The 19031-nt window shown below is 55.5% G+C and carries 18 protein-coding genes; 16 read left to right on the forward strand and 2 right to left on the reverse strand.

Annotation, left to right across the window (positions count from 1 at the left end; all coding sequences use genetic code 11):
• Positions 1-51: 51 nt before the first annotated feature.
• Entirely contained in the window at positions 52-798 is a 747-nt protein-coding gene (locus ABIE48_RS09990) for a hypothetical protein (protein WP_192714666.1), read from the reverse strand.
• Between the two features lie 333 nt (positions 799-1131).
• Positions 1132-1701: a GNAT family N-acetyltransferase gene (locus ABIE48_RS09995; RefSeq protein ID WP_192714665.1), complete on the reverse strand. Its 570-nt coding sequence runs from the start codon at positions 1699-1701 to the stop codon at positions 1132-1134.
• A 287-nt stretch (positions 1702-1988) separates the two neighbouring features.
• Here ABIE48_RS09995 and ABIE48_RS10000 point away from each other — a divergent pair, with 287 nt between their 5' ends.
• The 16 genes from ABIE48_RS10000 to ABIE48_RS10075 all read left to right on the forward strand — a co-directional run bounded on the left by ABIE48_RS10000 (position 1989) and on the right by ABIE48_RS10075 (position 18986).
• Positions 1989-3590, forward strand: coding sequence for an S-layer homology domain-containing protein (locus tag ABIE48_RS10000; RefSeq protein WP_354518782.1), 1602 nt, complete (start codon positions 1989-1991; stop codon positions 3588-3590).
• A gap of 200 nt (positions 3591-3790) precedes the next feature.
• Positions 3791-4843: an ArsR/SmtB family transcription factor gene (locus ABIE48_RS10005; protein WP_192714664.1), complete on the forward strand. Its 1053-nt coding sequence runs from the start codon at positions 3791-3793 to the stop codon at positions 4841-4843.
• Positions 4833-6116 carry an MFS transporter gene (locus tag ABIE48_RS10010; protein ID WP_192714663.1) on the forward strand — a complete coding sequence of 428 codons (1284 nt, stop codon included), beginning with the start codon at positions 4833-4835 and terminating at the stop codon, positions 6114-6116. The genes ABIE48_RS10005 and ABIE48_RS10010 overlap by 11 nt, the downstream gene beginning before the upstream one ends.
• A gap of 45 nt (positions 6117-6161) precedes the next feature.
• Positions 6162-7031, forward strand: coding sequence for an MBL fold metallo-hydrolase (locus ABIE48_RS10015; RefSeq protein ID WP_354518785.1), 870 nt, complete (start codon positions 6162-6164; stop codon positions 7029-7031).
• A gap of 102 nt (positions 7032-7133) precedes the next feature.
• Positions 7134-7616, forward strand: a complete 483-nt coding sequence (locus tag ABIE48_RS10020) for a hypothetical protein (protein WP_354518787.1) — start codon at positions 7134-7136, stop codon at positions 7614-7616.
• 80 nt (positions 7617-7696) lie between these two features.
• Positions 7697-8623, forward strand: coding sequence for a DMT family transporter (locus ABIE48_RS10025; RefSeq protein WP_192714660.1), 927 nt, complete (start codon positions 7697-7699; stop codon positions 8621-8623).
• A 388-nt stretch (positions 8624-9011) separates the two neighbouring features.
• Positions 9012-9719 carry a metal ABC transporter ATP-binding protein gene (locus ABIE48_RS10030; protein WP_152402511.1) on the forward strand — a complete coding sequence of 236 codons (708 nt, stop codon included), beginning with the start codon at positions 9012-9014 and terminating at the stop codon, positions 9717-9719.
• Positions 9656-10558, forward strand: coding sequence for a metal ABC transporter permease (locus ABIE48_RS10035; RefSeq protein WP_354520613.1), 903 nt, complete (start codon positions 9656-9658; stop codon positions 10556-10558). Before ABIE48_RS10030 ends, ABIE48_RS10035 begins: the two co-directional genes overlap by 64 nt.
• Positions 10555-11616 (forward strand): metal ABC transporter solute-binding protein, Zn/Mn family, encoded by a 1062-nt coding sequence (locus tag ABIE48_RS10040; protein ID WP_192714658.1) that lies wholly within the window; start codon positions 10555-10557, stop codon positions 11614-11616. The genes ABIE48_RS10035 and ABIE48_RS10040 overlap by 4 nt, the downstream gene beginning before the upstream one ends.
• Before the next feature lie 25 nt (positions 11617-11641).
• Positions 11642-12838 (forward strand): GTP-binding protein, encoded by a 1197-nt coding sequence (locus ABIE48_RS10045; RefSeq protein ID WP_192714657.1) that lies wholly within the window; start codon positions 11642-11644, stop codon positions 12836-12838.
• 230 nt (positions 12839-13068) lie between these two features.
• On the forward strand, positions 13069-14205 hold the full coding sequence (locus tag ABIE48_RS10050; protein ID WP_192714656.1) for a zinc-dependent alcohol dehydrogenase: 1137 nt from the start codon (positions 13069-13071) through the stop codon (positions 14203-14205).
• Between the two features lie 238 nt (positions 14206-14443).
• Positions 14444-15181 (forward strand): ABC transporter ATP-binding protein, encoded by a 738-nt coding sequence (locus ABIE48_RS10055; protein WP_089550150.1) that lies wholly within the window; start codon positions 14444-14446, stop codon positions 15179-15181.
• Positions 15178-16023 carry an ABC transporter permease gene (locus tag ABIE48_RS10060; protein WP_145021530.1) on the forward strand — a complete coding sequence of 282 codons (846 nt, stop codon included), beginning with the start codon at positions 15178-15180 and terminating at the stop codon, positions 16021-16023. The genes ABIE48_RS10055 and ABIE48_RS10060 overlap by 4 nt, the downstream gene beginning before the upstream one ends.
• Positions 16024-16035: 12 nt before the next feature.
• Entirely contained in the window at positions 16036-16806 is a 771-nt protein-coding gene (locus tag ABIE48_RS10065) for a hypothetical protein (protein WP_145021527.1), read from the forward strand.
• A 24-nt stretch (positions 16807-16830) separates the two neighbouring features.
• Positions 16831-17526 carry a response regulator transcription factor gene (locus ABIE48_RS10070; protein ID WP_145021524.1) on the forward strand — a complete coding sequence of 232 codons (696 nt, stop codon included), beginning with the start codon at positions 16831-16833 and terminating at the stop codon, positions 17524-17526.
• Positions 17505-18986 (forward strand): sensor histidine kinase, encoded by a 1482-nt coding sequence (locus tag ABIE48_RS10075; protein ID WP_192714655.1) that lies wholly within the window; start codon positions 17505-17507, stop codon positions 18984-18986. The genes ABIE48_RS10070 and ABIE48_RS10075 overlap by 22 nt, the downstream gene beginning before the upstream one ends.
• Positions 18987-19031: the final 45 nt, after the last annotated feature.

The raw sequence follows: 19031 nt of genomic DNA on the forward strand, positions 1-19031 counted from the left end.
CGGGCTGTCCTTTGCTGCATTTATATACTGGCAGCGATCATTTCCAGCACATCAAGCCTTCGTCTCCCGGATCGGTTCAAAAATCGCCACCTGCCGCTTGCCGACCTTGAAATGCTGAAGCCGCTTATAACGGGCATGCCCTAGCTTCTGGCTTTTGTCCGCGATCATCGCGACGACCGCACTTTCGCTGCTGAGCAGCGGATAGATATGCTCGAATAAAGCGGACACCGGGTCGGCGTCGCCGCTTTCCCAGCTGACGAGATCCCCGTATGGAAGGTCGGTCAGCACCAGATGAATCGGCTGATCGACGTGATCCAGGTGATGCGGCTCCGTAATATTGTCCTGAAAAACGACGCTTGTGTCCAAAGTCAGGCCCGAGACTGCAGATTCAAGCCGGGCCAAGCTCTCCAGCGCTTCCTTATGCGAAGGTTTGCCGTAGTTTTCGTACAGCTCCCGCAGCTGGAGCTCCCGCTCGCTGAGCCCCTGCTTCGTCAGGAGCGCCAAATTTTTGCCCGCGACGGACAGGGCGTTCGGATCGACATCCGAGGCATACATCCGCCGGACCCTAGATCCGTGAAGAAGACCGGTTATGGTCAGCAGGTAGGCTCCGCCGCAGCAGGGATCGTAAAGGGTATAAGGGCCGGAAATTCCCCGCTCCTCCAGGATGCCGAAGCACCGCTGGACGATTTCGCTTCCGAGCCGCACTGGGAAGGAGGTCACGCCGGGGGCATTATAGAGTACCCTGCCGCTGGCGTAGTCCTCGTAGCTGCCCGCTTTTGTTTCATACAAGTATTCCATATCGTTTACCTTTCAGCCGTTGGTGTGCTTGCGTTTTTTATGAGATCAGAAAGTATAGTAGTTATTCTATATAACTGGTAACATTGTAGCACGGGAAGGGTCTCCGCCCAAACAGCCACACAAAAGAAGCGCGAAAAAGCCTCACGAAAGCCCCCGAGAGCTTCACGAATCCCTCATAAATGCCTCATAAATGCCTCATAAATGCCTCATAAATGCCTCATAAATGCCTCACAAATACCTTGCAAAACTCTCAGGATAACCTTATTTAGAGCCTTCCTAAGGACTCAAGATCGTCCGGCAAATCGCAAACCTTCCTTTTAAGATAGCTCTCCGCTATTCCGCCGCCTGCTCGAGTCCCGGCCATTCTTCCGCCGTCACGGCAAGCAGAACATGATCCTCCCACACGCCGTTGATTTGCAAATACCGCTCCGCAAGGCCTTCCCGGCGGAAGCCTGCTTTTTCCAGCACGCGCAGCGACCGCAGGTTTCGCGGCATGACGCCGGCCTGCACCCGGTGCAGCCCGAGGCTTCGGAACGCATGATCCACGCTCATGCGGACGGCCGCGGTCATATAACCTTTTCCGTTCTGATCCTGGGCCATAAAGTAGCCGATGTTGGCGTTTTGAAATACCCCCCGTGCAAATGCCGTCAAGGCAACCCGGCCGATCAGCTGATCCGATTCCTTTAAAAAGATGCCCAGTATACAAGCCTGGTCCAGCTCAGCGCCCGTGATGCCGTTCCACACGTCCTTGACCTGTCCTTCCAGCGTCCAGAACGACTCGGGACGAATCGGTTCGAAGGGCTGAAGAAAGTCGCGGTTATTTCGGCGCAGCGTAAAAAGCGCCTCTGCATCCTCTTCCACCAGCTCTCTTAAATAAATGGCCTCGTGATGATCCAGCAGCATTACAATCCCTCCTTAAATATAATATCGGTCGATGGCATTCCAACTATATTTCCGGCCGCTTCATATCGGCAGTCTGGATGCCTGCTTACAGTAATATAAGTCTAATTTCCAGGCCTGTCCATGGCAAATGCTGTCGTTTTTTTCCCGTTTTCATCCCGCTTGTTTTGATATTTTTTATACCATATCTACCAATATTTAGCGATCAAATCGTCCGCATCTTTTTGATAGGATAAGAGTAAGCATTCTATGAAAGAAAATCTATTCTATGAAAAGTGAGGCACCCTCCCTTGATTAAACCGCAAAAGTTAGTAACCTTATTTGCAGCATTCATGCTGGCCGCAAGTACTGAACCGGTATATGCCGCATCCGGCAGCTCGAGTCTGCCTTTTCATGACATTTCGGGGAGCTTCGCCCGGGATGAAATCGTCGACCTCGTTCACGAGGGCGTTGTTGAAGGAACGGGAGGGGGAGCGTTTGAGCCGCGCAAAACGGTGACGCGTGCCGAGTTTACCGCCATGACGGACCGATTGCTTAAATTGAAGGAAGTGGACGGGGACATCCCGGCTTTTAGCGATGTTCCGCGTACATCCTGGTATTACGGCTGGGTGCAGGCCGGACTGAACCTTGGCATCGTTCAGGGGAAAAGCGCCAGCACCTTTGAGCCGAAGGCGAATATTACCCGGGAGGAAGCCGCAGTCCTGATCGTTCGCGCGCTGAAAAAGGAACCCGCAGCGGTCAGCGCTGGGCAGCTGCCTTATCAGGATGCCGCGAGCATTTCCGCATGGGCCCGACCTTATGTCAAAGTCGCGGCTTCACTAGGCCTGATGGAAGGAGCGGACGGAAAATTCCGCCCCAAAGCCAACATGACCCGCGAAGAAACCGCGGCGGTGCTTGACCGCGTGCTGCAAATTTCGTCATGGGATCAGGCGATCCATTCCACGCCGGCGTCCTCTCTGCAGGTCGGATGGCAGAACGGATTGACGATCTCCCAGTTTATCGCCAAGGTGAAGGCATCCAACGTGAATACGATCGTACCCCGCTGGTTTTTTCTGGAGGAGGGGACCGGCTCCTTGTCCAACCACGTGGACGCCAGCCTGCTGAACTGGGCGAAGCAGAATCATAAAAAAGTGTGGGCGCTCCTCGGCAATCACTCGGATCCCGAGCTGACGGACGATATTTTGACCGATCCTGCGAAAAAAAGCAGCGTAATCAAGCAGCTGACCGCTTATGTCAAATCGTACGGGCTGAGCGGCGTCAACGTCGATTTTGAAAATGTCAGCCCTCAGGACCGCGAAGCGCTGACGGCGTTCGTGACGGAGTTGGACCAAAGCCTGCGTACCGTGGGCGGCGTCGTATCGATCGACGTGTCGCCGGACCTCGGAACCGACTGGACGGAAGCCTTTGATTACAAGGCGCTGGGACAGGCGGCGGATTATATCATTCTGATGGGTTACGATGAGCATTGGGGCGGCGACCCGATCGCCGGGTCCGTATCTTCATACCCTTGGGTGGAAAGCGCGCTGGACAAGCTTCTTCGCTCCGTGCCATCGTCCAAGACGATCCTGGCCCTGCCATTCTATACCCGGGACTGGACGCTGAAAGAAGGAGGAGCCACTTCGGAAGAATTGAACCTGGCACAGCAGGGTGTCCGCACGCGTTCCGTGGCCTATAACCGCAGCTGGGACGAGAGCCTAGGGCAGTACGTTTTCAAATATCAAAAACAGGGATATACCCATAAAATATGGATTGAGGACAGCAGGTCCATCACGAAAAAATATGTCATGGCAGCCGACCGGGGAGTAGCCGGTTACGCTTTCTGGTATATGGGGGCGGAGACGCCTGACGTATGGACGGCGATGTCCAATGCGGAAAGGTATGCTTCCTACTAATCATAACTCGTAAGATTATAGGTGGAGTCTGATCTTGGGATAGATCAGGCTCTATTTTTATAGTTTTATTCAATAAAAATAGAATTTATTGTTCTATAATTATTGAATTTATGAAGCTGATCGATTAGAATAAAACATATTAGTCCAGATTTTGGAATCTACCGGTATCGATACCATGGAATTTTGGAAGGAGAATAGGGATGAACTTGCTGGATCTTTCCTTTAAAAGAACGAGCTATGAGGCCAAAGTGCAGACCTCCATCTGGTATGAGTGCGCACTGGGTGCAGCCGTGCTGACCTATCCGAAGCTTCACGGGTCGCTGGACAAGCCCGGCGAATATTATGCCCAGCTGCGCCAAAGAGCCAGCAGCCGGCTCGAAGCCGAGCTTCAGTTTTGCCAGGAGCATAACACCTGGAAAATGCTGCTCCAGCTGCTGCATTCCTTGAGCTGCGAGACGATTGAAAGCTTTGCAATGGAGGCTCATGCTCTAAGCAGGGAGGAGTTCCGCTATCTTGTGCTCCCGTACCTGGAGACAGCTTTGGAGCCAGCACGCAGACGGGCGGCGGAAGGAGACGCGGCTGGTGCGGAAGAGATGATGGATGCCTGCCGCGGACACCGTTTTTTTCCACAATTGATTCATGATGTGATGACGACGGATGCCGATACGCTAAGGGACCATCTGATTGCTCTGCTGCAGCTGTGGGACGTGGAATTTATGGAACGCGAGCGGGAGATAACAGCGGCCGTGCTGAAGCGGGATGCGGAGGAGAAGGACGCCTGGCTTCGGACGCTTTCACCTGAGGAGGCTGTCCTGAGGGCAACCGGTGTGGAGTATGCCCCCGAGCCGGGGGTTCAGCAGGTGCTGCTCATTCCTCATATCATTTATAGGCCGTTTACGGTCGAGGCTTCGCTGCCGCAAACGAAGGTATTCTATTATCCTGTCAGCGAGACCAGCCTGCCGGGTCTCCAGGATCCTTACGAGCCGCCAGCCAGGCTGGTGCAGATCTATAAGGCGCTGGGAGATGACAAAAGGCTCCGCGCCTTGAAGCTGATCGCCGGGAAGGACCGGACGCTGAAGGAGCTGACCGACGCCTTGGGGCTGGGGAAAACGACGGTGCATCATCATCTGGCCGTTCTGCGCGCAGCCGGGCTCATCCGGGTGAAGGGCGGAAGCTATGCCTGGAACCCGCAGTCACTTCACCATCATGAACGGGAGCTGAACGAATTTCTGACCGGCAGCCATGATCAATAGGCAGAGCCCGGAACAAGCGGAGGGAGATTACGCACAGCCGAGGCGGTGGCCGCAAAATTTCGCATGGCTGTATGCGGACCAGCTGCTGTCCATGTTCGCCGGCACCTGCGGTACGTTTATCCTCTCCTGGCTGCTGTATGAAGTGACAGGCTCCAAAGTGGCGATGGGAGAGCTGTGGCTGATCAGCTTCGCTTCTCAATGGGGCGTTCAGCTGCTTGCCGGTCCCCTGATCGACCGGTGGAAAAGAACGGCGGTCATGAAGCTGTCGGAAGCCGTCCGGGCTGCGGTATATCTTGCCGCGGGTCTGATGTGGATAGCCGGGGAAAGACAGTCATATATATTGTATACGGCATCTTGGCTCAGCTCGTTTGTCATGTACGACCTTGCTTCCGGTGCCCTGCTTCCGAAGCTGGTAAGGCCGGAAGAATTGACCCGCAAAAATGCATGGATGTCGGGAAGCGTGCAGCTGATGCGGACCTTAGCCTTCCCGCTGGCGGGTCTTGGCGTGCAGGTCCTTGAATCGGGAACACTCCTTCTGATCCTTTCCTTGCTGTTTGCCGGCTCCTTCCTGTGCATCTGCTGCATTCGGGAGGGGCCACCTGCCTACGCTGCTTCTCCTAGACAAGGCCGATCAGGCGCGGGAGCGGCTTGGTTCGGTCAGATCCGGGCCGGATGGAGGGTATTTTCGGGCAGCCGCCTGCTGCTGGCACTCGCTTTGTTCGTCTCCGTTACCAGCTTTGGTGAAGCGGCTACGCAGGCGATGTATATCCCGTACGTCTCGGAGGTGCTTGGCGGCGGAGCGGCGGAATATGGCTGGTTTACGGCCGCATTTCCCTGCGGGTATGTGCTAGGCAGCTGGGCAGCCGGCAGAATAAGGGGAACTTCTCCGATGCTTGGCACCATGCTCGCCGCTCTCCTGACCGGCGGGGCGACTTACGTTGGGCTGTCGCTCGTTCGGAGCCTGCCTGCTGCCTTGGTGATCGAGCTGGCCGCGGGGATCGCGATGCCGTTCTGGAATGTCTTCAGCAGTAATGTTTTCTACAGGCTGGTCCCCGAGCAGGTCCTTGGGCAGGTTTTATCGATGCGACTGCTGCTCGTCAAATCTGCTGGGCCGCTTGGTATCCTCTACGGTACTTTTTGCGCCGCGGCGTACGGAATTCCCCGGCTGTTCCTGACGGTCGGACTGCTGATTATGGCTGTGACGGGAACCGGTGTGGCCTGGACGATGATTTTCAGACATAATCCGGCGGGTGATTTGAGAAAATATCCATAGGAAAACAACCGTTTTACATACCACATGAAGGAAAAGAGGTTGACTATGGAGAAAGGTACCGATCAAGAGCTGTCTTACGGATCAGACTATCATTATATTCCTGCCACCTCGGCGGCCAGCGGTGAGGGCGTGGAGGTTCGCCCGGACGTATACTGCTACACAGTGCAAATCGTCAATATCGTGCTGGCCGGTGCGCCGCAGGCTGGATCGTTCGTATTGATCGATGCAGGGATGCCGGGTTCGGCGGATGACATCATCCGGACGGTGGAAGAGCGCTTCGGGTCCGGCCGCCGTCCGGAAGCGATTATATTGACCCATGCCCATTTTGACCACGTGGGCGCACTGATCGATTTGGTGAAGCACTGGGAAGTCCCGGTATATGCCCATAAACTGGAGATGCCATACCTGACGGGACAGGAGAGCTATCCGAAGCCCGACCCGACCGTGGAGGGCGGAATGCTCGCGAAGCTGTCCTTTGCGTTTCCGAACGAACCGGTCAACGTAGGACCATGGGTCAAGCCGCTGCCGGATAACGGAAGCGTACCGGGCATGCCGGAATACAGGTGGATTCCTACGCCGGGACATTCGCCCGGGCATGTATCCCTGTTCCGCGAAAGGGACCGGACATTGATTGCTGGGGACGCCTTTACGACCGTCCGGCAGGATGAGCTCTACAAAGTGCTGACCCAGAAGGTGGAAATTAGCGGACCGCCGCGGTATTTTACGCCGGATTGGTTGGCGGCCTGGCAGTCGGTCAAACGGCTGGAGGCTCTGCACCCGGATGCAGCCGTCACAGGGCACGGGGAGCCCGTAACCGGCGAGGAGCTGGCGGCGGGATTGAAGAGACTGGCGGAACAATTCGACAGCCTGGCCATTCCAGATCACGGGATCTACGTGAAACGGTACGAACATTAATCGCAGCTTAGAACGATCAGCCGTACAACGGGGGCCATACTCCTGGAATACGGCTTTTTTTATCAAAATATGACGTTTGAAGAAAGGAAGTGAACCGCACTCTTGTCCGTAAAATCGGTGAAATGGTATGCCGTGCTTGTGCTGCTGTGCGTACTCCTCGTGTATCTCGTCGACCTGACGACCTTTCGTTACAACGGGAGGACGATATCCGGCAACGGCAATCCCGGACTGCTGTTTTTGTTTCCGGCCTGGACGGCCGCGCTGATGCTGATGATCGCGACCTTTATTATGGCCGTCAAATATTTTGACGATCTCAGCGACCACATCGTAAAGAAGGCTTACCGGATCTGGTTACCGCTTTTTTCCCTGCTAGCCCTGCTCCTCTCCGTTTATTTCCAGTACCGCAAAATCATGCAGTGGCTGGATACCTACCGCCAGATGACCGAGAATGCCGGCTCGCCGCTTTTCCTTGGCGCTCTAAATCCGTATAATAATTCGCTCTATTACAATGCCCATATTTTGTTATTTTGTGTATCGGCGGCCATGCTATGCGGATGGTGGGTCGTATCCAGACGTCCGTACTAAACTTTCGGCATGACGGGGCGGAGAAGGCGTGCTACAATAACATGTTGTAACGCACCCAATGTCAGTTGAAAGGAACATTCATGAGAAAAACATCCGCACCCCTACCTACATTCATTCCATTACTGATCGGCATTACGGCGATATCGTTCTCTTCCATCTTCGTAAAATGGTCGTCCGCGCCTGCATCGATTCAGGGCATGTACCGTCTGTTGTTCACCGCGATTTTGATGCTTCCCTTCCTGAAGTCTCATTGGAAGGAACTACGCGCGCTTTCTATAAAAAATTGGCTTCTCCTCGGGACGTCCGGCTTTTTCCTCGCGCTTCACTTCCTGCTCTGGATGGGGTCACTCAAGCTGACGAGCGTCTCCAGCTCAACGATTATATTAGCGCTGGAACCAGTTTTTATCGTCATCGGGGCGTTCTTCTTTTATAAGGAAAAAACGTCGGCTGCCGCCATTTCGGGCATGGTGGTCGCCATTGCCGGAGCCGTTCTGATCGGACTCGGCGATATCGGCGTTTCCCGCGACAATCTGCTTGGCGATCTGTTGTCCGTCCTCGGCACGCTCGCGGTGTCCGTGCACATGCTGATCGGACAAAAAATGGTCGCCCGCGTGCCTTCCTTTGTGTACAGCTTTGTCGTGTTTCTTTCGGCTGCGGTCGTGTTTGCCGTATATAACGCGGCAGCCGGGGTGTCTTTTACGGCATATCCGGGACAGGACTGGGGAATATTCCTGCTGCTGGCCGTCGTGCCGACGGTGTTCGGCCATCTGCTGTTTAACTGGCTGCTGCAGTACGTGCCCGCATCGACGATTTCGATGAGCATCCTGGGAGAGCCGGTTGGTGCGAGCCTGCTCGCGTTCCTGATCCTTGGTGAAGCGATCACGCTGTTTCAGCTGGCGGGGGGACTGCTGGCGATTGCCGGCCTGATCGTATTTCTGAACGCCGGAAAGTTCAAAACCCGGCCGAAAAGCGATATTCCCGCCGAGCCGGCCCATCCGGCCCCATGACTTGACCAACAGCGAAGCGGCTCCGACCTATGGTTGGAGCGGCTTTTTTTGCGATGAAAACACTTTATGCAGAGAAAAATTAATAGTAATTATTACGATTTACTTGCCAGCTTGGATGTTTTATGGTTTAATCGGTAAAGCGTAATAATTACGATTAATAACCCATATAATGTACCGATTTGAATATTTGCCATCCTATTCCCCGAAAAGATCGGACTGAATGGATGATAAACAAGATGATAAGCAAGTCACAGGAACGGCAGTCGCTTTGAAACTCCATAAGCTGCAGAAAGGGCAAAAATTTTTTGTCTGAAATTAATCGTAATAATTACGAATAAATCCGAGAGGGAATGATTCATCCCTTGACGATGAGGAGGGAGAAAACGGGATGAATATCGCAGCAATGAACAACGTTGTATACGGTTATGATGGGGTCCCCGTTATACATAACGTCTCGCTTCGGATTGAATCCGGCGAGTTTATCGCAGTCAGCGGGCCGAATGGTGCAGCCAAGTCGACGCTGCTGAGACTGCTGCTGGGCTTGGTGAAGCCGTGGAGCGGCGAGGTCAGCTACGCCCCGGATTTTAACCGGAAGGCCATCGGATATTTGCCGCAGCAGGCAGCCTCGTTCAACAGCGGATTTCCGAGCAAAGTGATTGAACTGGTCCGTTCCGGCTGCTATCCGAAGCTTGGATTGTTCCGCCGCTTCGGCGCCGAGCAGCATGCACTCGTGGAATGGAGCCTCCGGCGGGCGGGAATGTGGGAATACCGCAGCAGAAAAATCGGCGGGTTATCCGGCGGCCAGAAGCAGAAGGCATGCATCGCCCGCGTCATGGCCCAGCAGCCCGATCTGGTCGTCCTGGACGAGCCGGTAACTGGCATGGATGCAGGCAGCAGGCTGCAATTTTACCAATGGATGAGGGACTATGTATCCGCGGATGCCAGACGCACCGTGCTCATGGTGACGCATGGACTGGATGAAGCCCGCCCCTATTTAGACCGGGTCATCCGGTTGGAAGGAAAGGAGGAGGACTGCCAATGCTTCACTTCGAATTCATGCAGCGCGCCTTTTGGGCAGGAGGTCTTATTGCATTAATCGCCCCGATCCTCGGCGTGTTTCTCGTCCTGCGGCGGCAGTCGCTGATGGCGGACACCCTGTCGCATGTATCTATGGCGGGCGTGGCGCTTGGGAGCGTCCTGCATATGAGCCCTGTACTGGCGGGATTCCTGTTCGCGGTGATCGGCGGGATTGCGATTGAACAGCTCAGGAGGTCCTACCGTGCATACAGCGAGGTTCCTGTTGCGATCATTATGACGTCCGGGCTGGCGCTGGCGATGGTGCTGATGAGCATGAAGAGCAGCCTGAGCAAAAGCTTCAGCAGCTACCTGTTCGGCTCCATCGTGGCCGTGAATCCGCTGCAGCTGATGATCATCGCCGCGGTGACAGCGGGTGGACTGATCTTCTTCGCCATCCTTCGGCGCCACCTCTATACGCTGACATTCGATGAGGAGACGGCTGCCGTGGGCGGCGTACAGGTCAAGCTGCTGACGTTCGCATTCGCGGTCATGTCGGGACTGATCGTGGCTGCGGCGATGCCTATCGTCGGCGTCCTGCTGGTTTCGGCACTGATCGTGCTGCCTTCCGCATTTGCGCTGCGCTTTGCCGGCGGCTTTCTGCAGGCGTGCATCCTGGCGGTTTGTGCCGGCCTGACCGGCGTGTTCGGCGGCCTGACGGCTTCCTATTACACGGATACTCCGCCAGGCGGCACGATTGCGCTAACGTTGCTGCTGATCCTACTTGCGGGTATTGCCGTCCAGAAGGTCGGCCAGCGCCGCAGACAGCGCCACTTGGGAGAAGCGGTCAGGACCGTTCCGTCCGCATCCCGGCAGGTAATGAGCACATCATATCAAGAAGAGGAGACAAACGTATCATGAATAAAAGAACACCCTTTCTATCTGCACTTATCGTAAGTTCGATGATCCTGGTCCTGGCCGGATGCGGATCGGCAGCGAAGAATGATAGCGCGGAGCCGGCTGCTGCGACCGTGGCCGGCAAGGACAAACTCAAAATCGAAACGAGCTTCTACCCGATGTATGAATTTACCCGCCAAGTTGCCGGCGATTTGGCGGACGTACATCTGCTCGTTCCTGCAGGCACCGAGCCCCACGACTGGGAACCGACTCCGAAGGATATGGCCGCGATCGAGCAGGCGGACATGCTGGTCTATAACGGAGCCGGCTTGGAAAGCTGGGTGGATCAGGTGGTCTCCGGCTCGGACAGCAAGGGGACGACGGCGGTAGAAGCGAGCAAGGGCCTTGAACTGATCCCGGGAACGGAAGAAGAAGACCACGATCATGACCATGACCATGACGCTGCAGATGGAGACGCGCATGCGACTGAAGCGGAAACCGGGCACGAAGAGGAGCCTGCCCTTGAGCATGAACATGAACACGAGCACGATCACGGCGCTTTCGATCCCCATGTTTGGCTGTCTCCGAAGCTTGCCATCGGAGAAGTCCGTACGATCGAAGCAGCGCTGTCCGCAAAGGCGCCGGAGCACAAGGCACAGTTTGAAAAAAATGCCGCTGCCTACATAGCCAAGCTGCAGCAGCTGGACGAGCAGTACACGAAAGAGCTGTCGGGCACGAAGCGCAAAGATTTTATTACGCAGCATGCAGCTTTCGGATACCTGGCTCACACGTATGGACTGACGCAGGTACCGATTGCCGGTCTCTCTCCCGAACAGGAACCGTCGGCGCAGGCGATGGCGGAGGTCGTGAAGTTCGCCAAGGCTCATCAGGTGAAGACGATTTTCTTCGAGACGCTGGTATCCTCCAGTGTAGCGGATACGATCGCCAAAGAGGTCGGGGCGAAGTCGGCCGTGCTGAATCCGATCGAGGGACTGACCGCCGAAGACGAAGCCAATAACCTCGACTATCTCCAGATTATGCAGGCAAACTTAACGGCGCTGGTGAAGGCGCTGAATGAATAATCCCATTACAGGAGGACTTGCTCTTATGAACCAATCATCCGTCATTCCGGTCACCGTCTTGAGCGGTTATCTCGGATCTGGCAAAACGACGGTTTTAAACCATGTGCTGAACAACCGCGAAGGCGTCAAGGTCGCCGTCATCGTGAACGATATGAGCGAAATTAACGTGGACGCGCGGCTCGTCCAATCGGAGACTTCCTTGTCGCGCACAGACGAGAAGCTGGTCGAAATGTCCAACGGCTGCATCTGCTGCACGCTGCGGGACGACCTGCTGCAGGAAGTCCGCAAGCTGGCGGAGGAGCGGAGATTTGACTACATTCTGATCGAATCGACAGGCATCTCCGAGCCGATCCCCGTCGCGCAAACGTTTCATTACCAGGACGAGGCCTCCGGGATCGACCTGACGCAATACGCCCGGCTGGACTGCATGGTTACCGTAGTCGATGCGTACCGCTTCTGGCATGATTTCGCCTCCGGGGAGACGCTGCTCGACCGGAAGGAAGGCGCCGGGGAGGAGGATGACCGCGATGTGGCCGATCTGCTCATCGATCAGATCGAAACCTGTGACGTGCTGCTCCTGAACAAATGCGACCTGGTGGAAGAAGAGGCGTTAAACCAGCTGGAGGGATTGATCCGGAAGCTGCAGCCATCAGCCAAAATCATCCGGACCGTGAACGGGGAGGTCGCACCGGGTGAAATCATGAACACGGGCCTGTTCAATTTTGATGCGGCGAGCCAGTCTTCCGGCTGGATTCAGGAGCTGCAGCGCGAACATCATACGCCCGAAACGGAGGAATACGGCATCGGCTCCTTCGTGTACCGCCGGCGGGTCCCGTTTCATCCGGAGCGGCTTGCCGCGCTGCTGTCGGACTGGCCGGAGGAGATCGTCCGCGCCAAGGGATTGGTCTGGCTTGCTGTCCGCGGCGACATGGCGGCGAGCATCAGCCAGGCCGGGCCGTCGATCCAATTCGGCCCGGCAGGCTATTGGGTCGCTTCGCTTCCGGAGGCGGAGCAGCGCGAATGGCTGGCACAGGAGCCTGATCTCCGGCGCCGATGGGACGAAACCTGGGGTGACCGGATGAACGAGATTGTGCTGATCGGGATCGGTATGGACCGGGAAGGCATTACCCGCCGCCTTGATAAGTGCCTGCTGACCAGCGGAGAGATGGAAATGAACTGGGCGGAGTTTCGTAATCCGCTGCCTTGGATCGAAATCCAGTAACATACGTTCCATAGAGAGCTTGGCCGTCCGAAAAAGGGTTCATTCGGGCGGCTTTTTTTCGTAAATCGCCAAGTTACGCCTTCCGAGGCTCTATGGAGCATCACATGCCCGTCTCGCGTTTGAATTTGCCGGATTGCGTGTAAAGATAAGGGACTTCACCCGCCGCCCATGCGTGAAAACGCAGGTTCGGGGAGACACTACGGTCAAATCCAAGGAGGGACGATGCTGGCATGAAAGCTGTAACCTATCAGGGCAAAAAGAAGGTGGAAGTGAAGGAGGTCGGCGACGCGAAGCTTGTCAAGCGGGATGACATTCTCGTCCGGGTGACGAGCACCGCGATCTGCGGTTCGGATCTTCACATTTACCACGGGCTGATTCCGGGGATGTACGACGATTATGTGATCGGTCATGAGCCGATGGGGATCGTCGAAGAGACCGGACCGGATGTTACCCGCGTCAAAAAAGGCGACAGGGTCATCATTCCGTTCAATGTTGCGTGCGGAGAGTGCTTTTTTTGCCAAAACCAGATGGAAAGCCAGTGCGACAACGCCAATGACGCCAAGGATACGGGCGGTTATTTCGGCTACTCGGAGACGTACGGCGGTTACATGGGCGGGCAGGCGGAGCTGCTCCGGGTCCCCTTCGGCAATTTTGTACCGTTCAAGGTACCGGAGGATGCGGAGGTGGAGGACGAGAAAATTCTGTTCCTCTCCGATATTCTTCCGACTGCCTATTGGGGCGTGGACAATGCCGGCGTGAAGCCCGGCGACACGGTCATTATTCTCGGCTGCGGCCCGGTCGGTCTGCTGGCGCAGAAATTCGCCTGGCAAAAAGGGGCTAAGCGCGTCATCGCGGTCGACCATGTGGACTATCGGCTGGAGCATGCCAAAAGAACAAACAACGTGGAGACGTACAACTTCGAGAAGACTCATGACATCGACCAAACGCTGCTGGAGGCGACAAAGGGCGGAGCGGACGTTGTCATCGACTGCGTGGGGCTGGATGCCAAACGTACGGCCATGGAGAAGGTGGAAACGGCCCTGATGCTGCAGGGAGGATCGCTTGGTGCCTTTAATACGGCCGCCAATGTCGTCCGCAAGTTCGGAACGATTCAGGTGATCGGGGTGTACGGCCTGAAATACAACATGTTTCCATTCGGTCATCTGTTCGAGCGCAACGTACAGGTGAAAATGGGACAGGCCCCCGTCATTCATTACATGCCTGAGCTGTTCCGGCAGATCCAAACCGGGAAAACCGACCCGACCGACATTATTACGCATCGGCTGCATATTAGCGATGCGCCGCGTGCTTACGAAATTTTCGATAACAAGGATGAGAGCTGCATCAAGGTCGTGCTGAAGCCCTAGGAAGATATCAAGCGGGTTCAGAAGCACATGCCGCGATATAAGCGAATCATCGAATCACGCGTCCAAAAAGGAGCGGTGTGCAGGAATGATCCTGCCGCCCTCCTTTTTTTCGTATCCTGTACAGCTTCTGGCTCTTGCAGTGAGGAAACACCCCTACTTTCAAGTTTTTTTGCCGACGTTATAAATTCTTTAGAATTGCCTCCTATACTTCTTGGCAGGAGGAGATCATATGAACGAAATGAACGAGACTAACGTACTGGAAGTATTGAACGTATCGAAAAAAGCGGGGGCGCGTACCTTGGTGGACCACGTGTCCTTTTCCATACAGGCGGGGGATGTATGCGGTTTTGTCGGTCCGAACGGAGCGGGGAAAACGACGCTGATCCGTATGATGACAGGACTGATCAAGCCGGGGGGCGGGAGCATCCGTATTGACGGAACCGATGTGGGGCGCGAGCGGGTCAAGGCGCTGTCCCGGGTCGGGGCGATTGTGGAATCGCCGATCTTTTTTCCTTATATGTCAGGCAGGGACAACCTGCTGAACCTGGCAAGGCTGCATCCGAATGTGCCGGGGACAGAGAGGAAAGCACGTGTGGAGGAGGCTCTGTCGATTGTTGGGCTGAGCGAACGGGGCTCGGACAAAGTAAAAACCTACTCGCTCGGCATGAAGCAGCGGCTCGGCATCGCCCAGGCTTTGCTTGGGGATCCGCGGCTGATCATTCTGGACGAACCGGCGAACGGCCTTGACCCGATGGGCATCCGCGAGCTGCGCCAGCTGATCCAGCGGCTGAACCAGGAGCGGGGAATTACGTTTCTGGTTTCGAGCCACCTGCTGGATGAGCTGCAGCGGATTTGCAGCCGCTTTGTCATCATCAAGGAAGGCAAGCTGGTCTGGGAGGGCACAAGCCGCGAGTGGCAGGAAGCGGCTGGGGCGAAGGGGATCGAAGAGCACTTTGTGGAGATGATGACCTCATGAACAAATCCTTATTTCTAAGCGAGTGGGAACGGATGTGGAAGCGGAAAATCACCTGGCTGTTCCTGATCGCCATGCCTGCCGTCGTCGCGGCTACCGCCAAATATTATGCCAGCCACAATCAGGGAATTTCACCCGCGAGTGCGGAGTATACCTGGGCGGGAAATTTTCCGGTGATGGCCTTGATCGAGCAGCTGATCGTTGTGTTCAATGTGATGTCTCTGATCCTGCTCACGCTTTCCGTCACGGAGGAATACCGCAGCGGGCAGATCCGGATGGTCATGCTCCGTTCGTTTACGGCAGGGCAGCTGCTGCGCGCCAAATGGCTGGCCCATATGGCGGTTATGGCGCTGTATTTTACCGTATACCTGCTGTTGTCGGTGGCAGCCGGCCTGCTGTTCTTCGAGCCTCATGAACACATTCAGCTGTTTTACCATGACCATACCGTTCCCTTAGAAGGGATGATCGGCTACACTTTGTTGTATTATGGACTTGCGTTTTTGAGCGTGCTGGCGATCGGGAGCGTCTTCATGGCGGCGGCCGTCATTTCGCGAACGACGACGGGCGCCGTCGGTTTGGGGCTCGGATTTCTGCTGTGCTCACTCGGGTTTCCACTGATTTATGAGCTGGCCAACCGGGTTGGCGGCCTGGGTCTGCCGGGGATGCTCAAGTATTTGTCGTTGACCGAAATCCAGTACAGCGGAATCGCGGTTATGCTGGGTCAAGCCCAGGCGGTGAGTTCGGAAGCCGCAGCCCTGACCGCGCTGCTTGTGGGCTTAGGATATGCCGCGGTTTTCGGCGTGGGATCGCTGCTTGTATTTTCAAAAATGGACCGGTGGATGTAAGGGGGATAAGTGATGCTTGCTATGATGTTAAGCGACTGGGAACGGATGTGGAAACGGAAAAAGACGTTCGTCAGTCTGCTGATCTTTGTTTTCATCGTGGGATTTGACTGCTTGTTTTTGAACCTGCAGAAGTTGGGGGCGTTCGATAACGTATCGACCGTTCCGCTTGTGTCGGAAAATTTCGCTTTGTTTTTGTTGAAAGAGGTGTCGTTCTTCCTCGTGCTCATTATCGGACCGATGCTGATCATCGACAGCATGAACGGGGAGTACACATCAGGACAGCTGCGGATGGTGCTGATTCGCCCGGTATCCTTCGCCAAGCTGTTCCTGGCTAAATGGATGAACCTGGCGGGAATGCTGCTGCTGTTCACGGCTGTAACGTTTGCCGTCGGCGAAGCCTTCGGCTATGCTTTTCTGCCCGGCGCGGATACCGTGGTGTTTTTGAATCCGGAACAGCAATACGGCCCGGCCGGGGCGTTCATCTACTGCTTGAAGTCTTATGGCCTTTTTTATCTGATCCTGCTGGCGCAGCTGAGTCTGACCAGCCTGATCTGCACGCTGCTGCCGGGCGTTGTGCTCAGTTATTTGGGGTGGATTGCGGTCGCAGCCGGGTCCTTGTATGTCTCTGATTCACTCGGGTTTCTTCTGATGGGAATGAGTACGATCTTTAAATTGACGGCGGGATTATATCATCATCCTTTTTATTTGCCGCTTCTGGTGTGTCTTGGATTCGGTTTTGCCGTTACAATGGGATTATGGCAGCGGAGAGGCTGGACCAAATAGAGAGAGAAGAAAGAGGTACATGGAATGAGCGACAAAATACTGATCGTGGATGACGAAGCCGAAATTGCCGCCCTGCTGGAGCAGGCGCTGACGATGGAGGGTTACGAAGTGATTACCGCCGGAGACGGGCGTGAGGCGCTGGAACGGATCCACGACCGGCCGGATTTGATTATTCTGGACGTCATGATGCCGCACGTCAACGGCTTTGAGCTGTGCCAAATGATCCGCGAGGAAGTAGGCTGCCCGATATTGTTCGTAAGCGCGAGGCAGGCCGAAGCAGACCGGATCCAGGGGCTGTCCATCGGCGGCGATGACTATATTACGAAGCCGTTCAGCATTCGGGAGCTGAAGGCCCGCGTCGCGGCCCATCTCCGGGGGAGCCGGCGGGCTGCCGGCCAGCAGGCGGAAAGGTCCACCTTGCGGTACGGGCTGCTCCACATCGATCTGAAGGGGCGGAGCGTCGCCTACAAGCAGACCGAGATTCCGCTGACTGCGAAGGAATTCGACATTATCGAGCTGCTGGCGCTGCATCCCGGCCAGGTTTTTTCCAAGGAGCAGATCTATGACAAAGTGTGGGGGCTTGAGGCGATGGGCGATGCCAGCACGGTAACGGAGCATGTGAAGAAAATCCGTGCGAAGCTGACCGGTACGGATCCGGTTACCCCCTACATCTCGACGGTTTGGGGGGTCGGCTATAAATGGGAAAAATCGGCTTTATAGAGCGGCTTTCCATTAAAAAGCAGCTGATCTCTACGTTCATCCTGATCATGCTGCTCAGTCTGGTGCTGACGGCGGTAACTTATATTGTTGGCTTCTGGTGGCTCACGAGCAGCAGCTGGTTCAATCCGGCCAATCATTACGAACAGAAGATTCCGGCGATTGCCGCATACTCTCGCAGCTTGGGAGAAGCGGTGCTGGATCCGGCCTGCCGGCCGAAACTGGAGGAGAAGATTCCCGGAGAAGGGATCAAGTATCAAGTGATGGACGCCGGGGGCAAGGCGTTATACGGAACGCTGACCGGACCGGTTTTTAAGCAAAAAGGGGATTTGGTCCAACGCTTAAATACCTCTTTTTCGCGGCAGCCCAGCATCGGGTTCGGCGGCGTCATTACGAAGATCGTCCCGGTGACGTCTTCCTCAGGAGAGCTGCGCGGCGCCATCGCGCTGGAGTATAAGCTTGAGGTGACTTCCAACGGCGGACCAGGGTCAGCGGATATTCTCAAGTTCGCCATGAATATTTGTTTTCTTGCGTCCCCTTTTATTTACATTGCGCTCTTTACTTATATATTTGCAGCCCGGTTCGGAAGGCGGATCAGCCGTCCCGTTCACGAACTCATCGATGCATCCGAGCGAATCCGCAGGCAGGATCTTGATTTTACGATCACTTACGAGGCGGACAATGAGCTGGGGCTGCTCACCGATTCTTTTGAAAAGATGCGGGCTGCTCTAAAAGACTCCCTGCTTCGGGAATGGAAGCTTGAGCAGGAGCGCCGGGATATGATGGACGCCATCGCCCACGACCTCCGGACACCGATGACGATTATTCAGGGCAACGTAGAAATGCTGACGGATACCGCGGGAGTGATTCCGCGTGACAAGCTGGAAGAACGCCTGCGCGTGGTGGAGGGCAACATTCAACGGGTCAACCGGCTGATTCAGGATATTCAGGTGGCTTCCGAGAAGGACATGGAGTATTTTCCGCTGTATGTGAAGGAAACGGATGTCGCGGAGTTTGCTGGCGCCAAAGAACGGGAGATCCGCTATCTGTGTGCGGGCAAGCAGATCCGGCTGGAATATACGGTGACCGATGAGCGGCCGGAGCCGTATCCCGTCTATATGGACGTTCAGCGGGTCGGGCAGGTTCTGGATAACGTCATCACGAACAGCCTCCGGTATGTTCCGGAGAAGGGGAGGCTCAGCGTATCCCTCACCATTCGCGAGAAGGACATCCGGTACGAAATCTGTGATACGGGGCCCGGTTTCAACGAAGCGGACATTCCGAATCTGTTCCGAAAATTTTACAAAGGCGACAAGGGACAAACCGGGCTTGGCCTGTATACTGCCCGCGTCATTTGCGATAAGCATGGGGGAGGCATTCAGGCTTCCAACCGGCCGGAGGGCGGGGCCTGCATTACGTTTACGGTTCGGACGGACATGCATAAGCGTGAATCGGGGCAATGAACGGAAAGCGTCCATAAGGCACCGGCAAAGACAGGATGCGTTCAT

The organism is Paenibacillus sp. OAE614 (genome assembly GCF_040546645.1).
Lineage (GTDB): Bacteria > Bacillota > Bacilli > Paenibacillales > Paenibacillaceae > Paenibacillus_AQ > Paenibacillus_AQ favisporus.

Bases quoted from the DNA above. Each gene is read 5' to 3' on its own strand.
- ABIE48_RS10060 (WP_145021530.1), top strand. From the start codon at position 15,178: ATGAACAAATCCTTATTTCTAAGCGAGTGGGAACGGATGTGGAAGCGG.
- ABIE48_RS10010 (WP_192714663.1), top strand. From the start codon at position 4,833: ATGATCAATAGGCAGAGCCCGGAACAAGCGGAGGGAGATTACGCACAG.
- ABIE48_RS09990 (WP_192714666.1), bottom strand. From the start codon at position 798: ATGGAATACTTGTATGAAACAAAAGCGGGCAGCTACGAGGACTACGCC.
- ABIE48_RS10015 (WP_354518785.1), top strand. From the start codon at position 6,162: ATGGAGAAAGGTACCGATCAAGAGCTGTCTTACGGATCAGACTATCAT.
- ABIE48_RS10050 (WP_192714656.1), top strand. From the start codon at position 13,069: ATGAAAGCTGTAACCTATCAGGGCAAAAAGAAGGTGGAAGTGAAGGAG.
- ABIE48_RS10070 (WP_145021524.1), top strand. From the start codon at position 16,831: ATGAGCGACAAAATACTGATCGTGGATGACGAAGCCGAAATTGCCGCC.
- ABIE48_RS10040 (WP_192714658.1), top strand. From the start codon at position 10,555: ATGAATAAAAGAACACCCTTTCTATCTGCACTTATCGTAAGTTCGATG.
- ABIE48_RS10005 (WP_192714664.1), top strand. From the start codon at position 3,791: ATGAACTTGCTGGATCTTTCCTTTAAAAGAACGAGCTATGAGGCCAAA.
- ABIE48_RS09995 (WP_192714665.1), bottom strand. From the start codon at position 1,701: ATGCTGCTGGATCATCACGAGGCCATTTATTTAAGAGAGCTGGTGGAA.
- ABIE48_RS10045 (WP_192714657.1), top strand. From the start codon at position 11,642: ATGAACCAATCATCCGTCATTCCGGTCACCGTCTTGAGCGGTTATCTC.
- ABIE48_RS10065 (WP_145021527.1), top strand. From the start codon at position 16,036: ATGCTTGCTATGATGTTAAGCGACTGGGAACGGATGTGGAAACGGAAA.
- ABIE48_RS10075 (WP_192714655.1), top strand. From the start codon at position 17,505: ATGGGAAAAATCGGCTTTATAGAGCGGCTTTCCATTAAAAAGCAGCTG.
- ABIE48_RS10055 (WP_089550150.1), top strand. From the start codon at position 14,444: ATGAACGAGACTAACGTACTGGAAGTATTGAACGTATCGAAAAAAGCG.
- ABIE48_RS10030 (WP_152402511.1), top strand. From the start codon at position 9,012: ATGAATATCGCAGCAATGAACAACGTTGTATACGGTTATGATGGGGTC.
- ABIE48_RS10025 (WP_192714660.1), top strand. From the start codon at position 7,697: ATGAGAAAAACATCCGCACCCCTACCTACATTCATTCCATTACTGATC.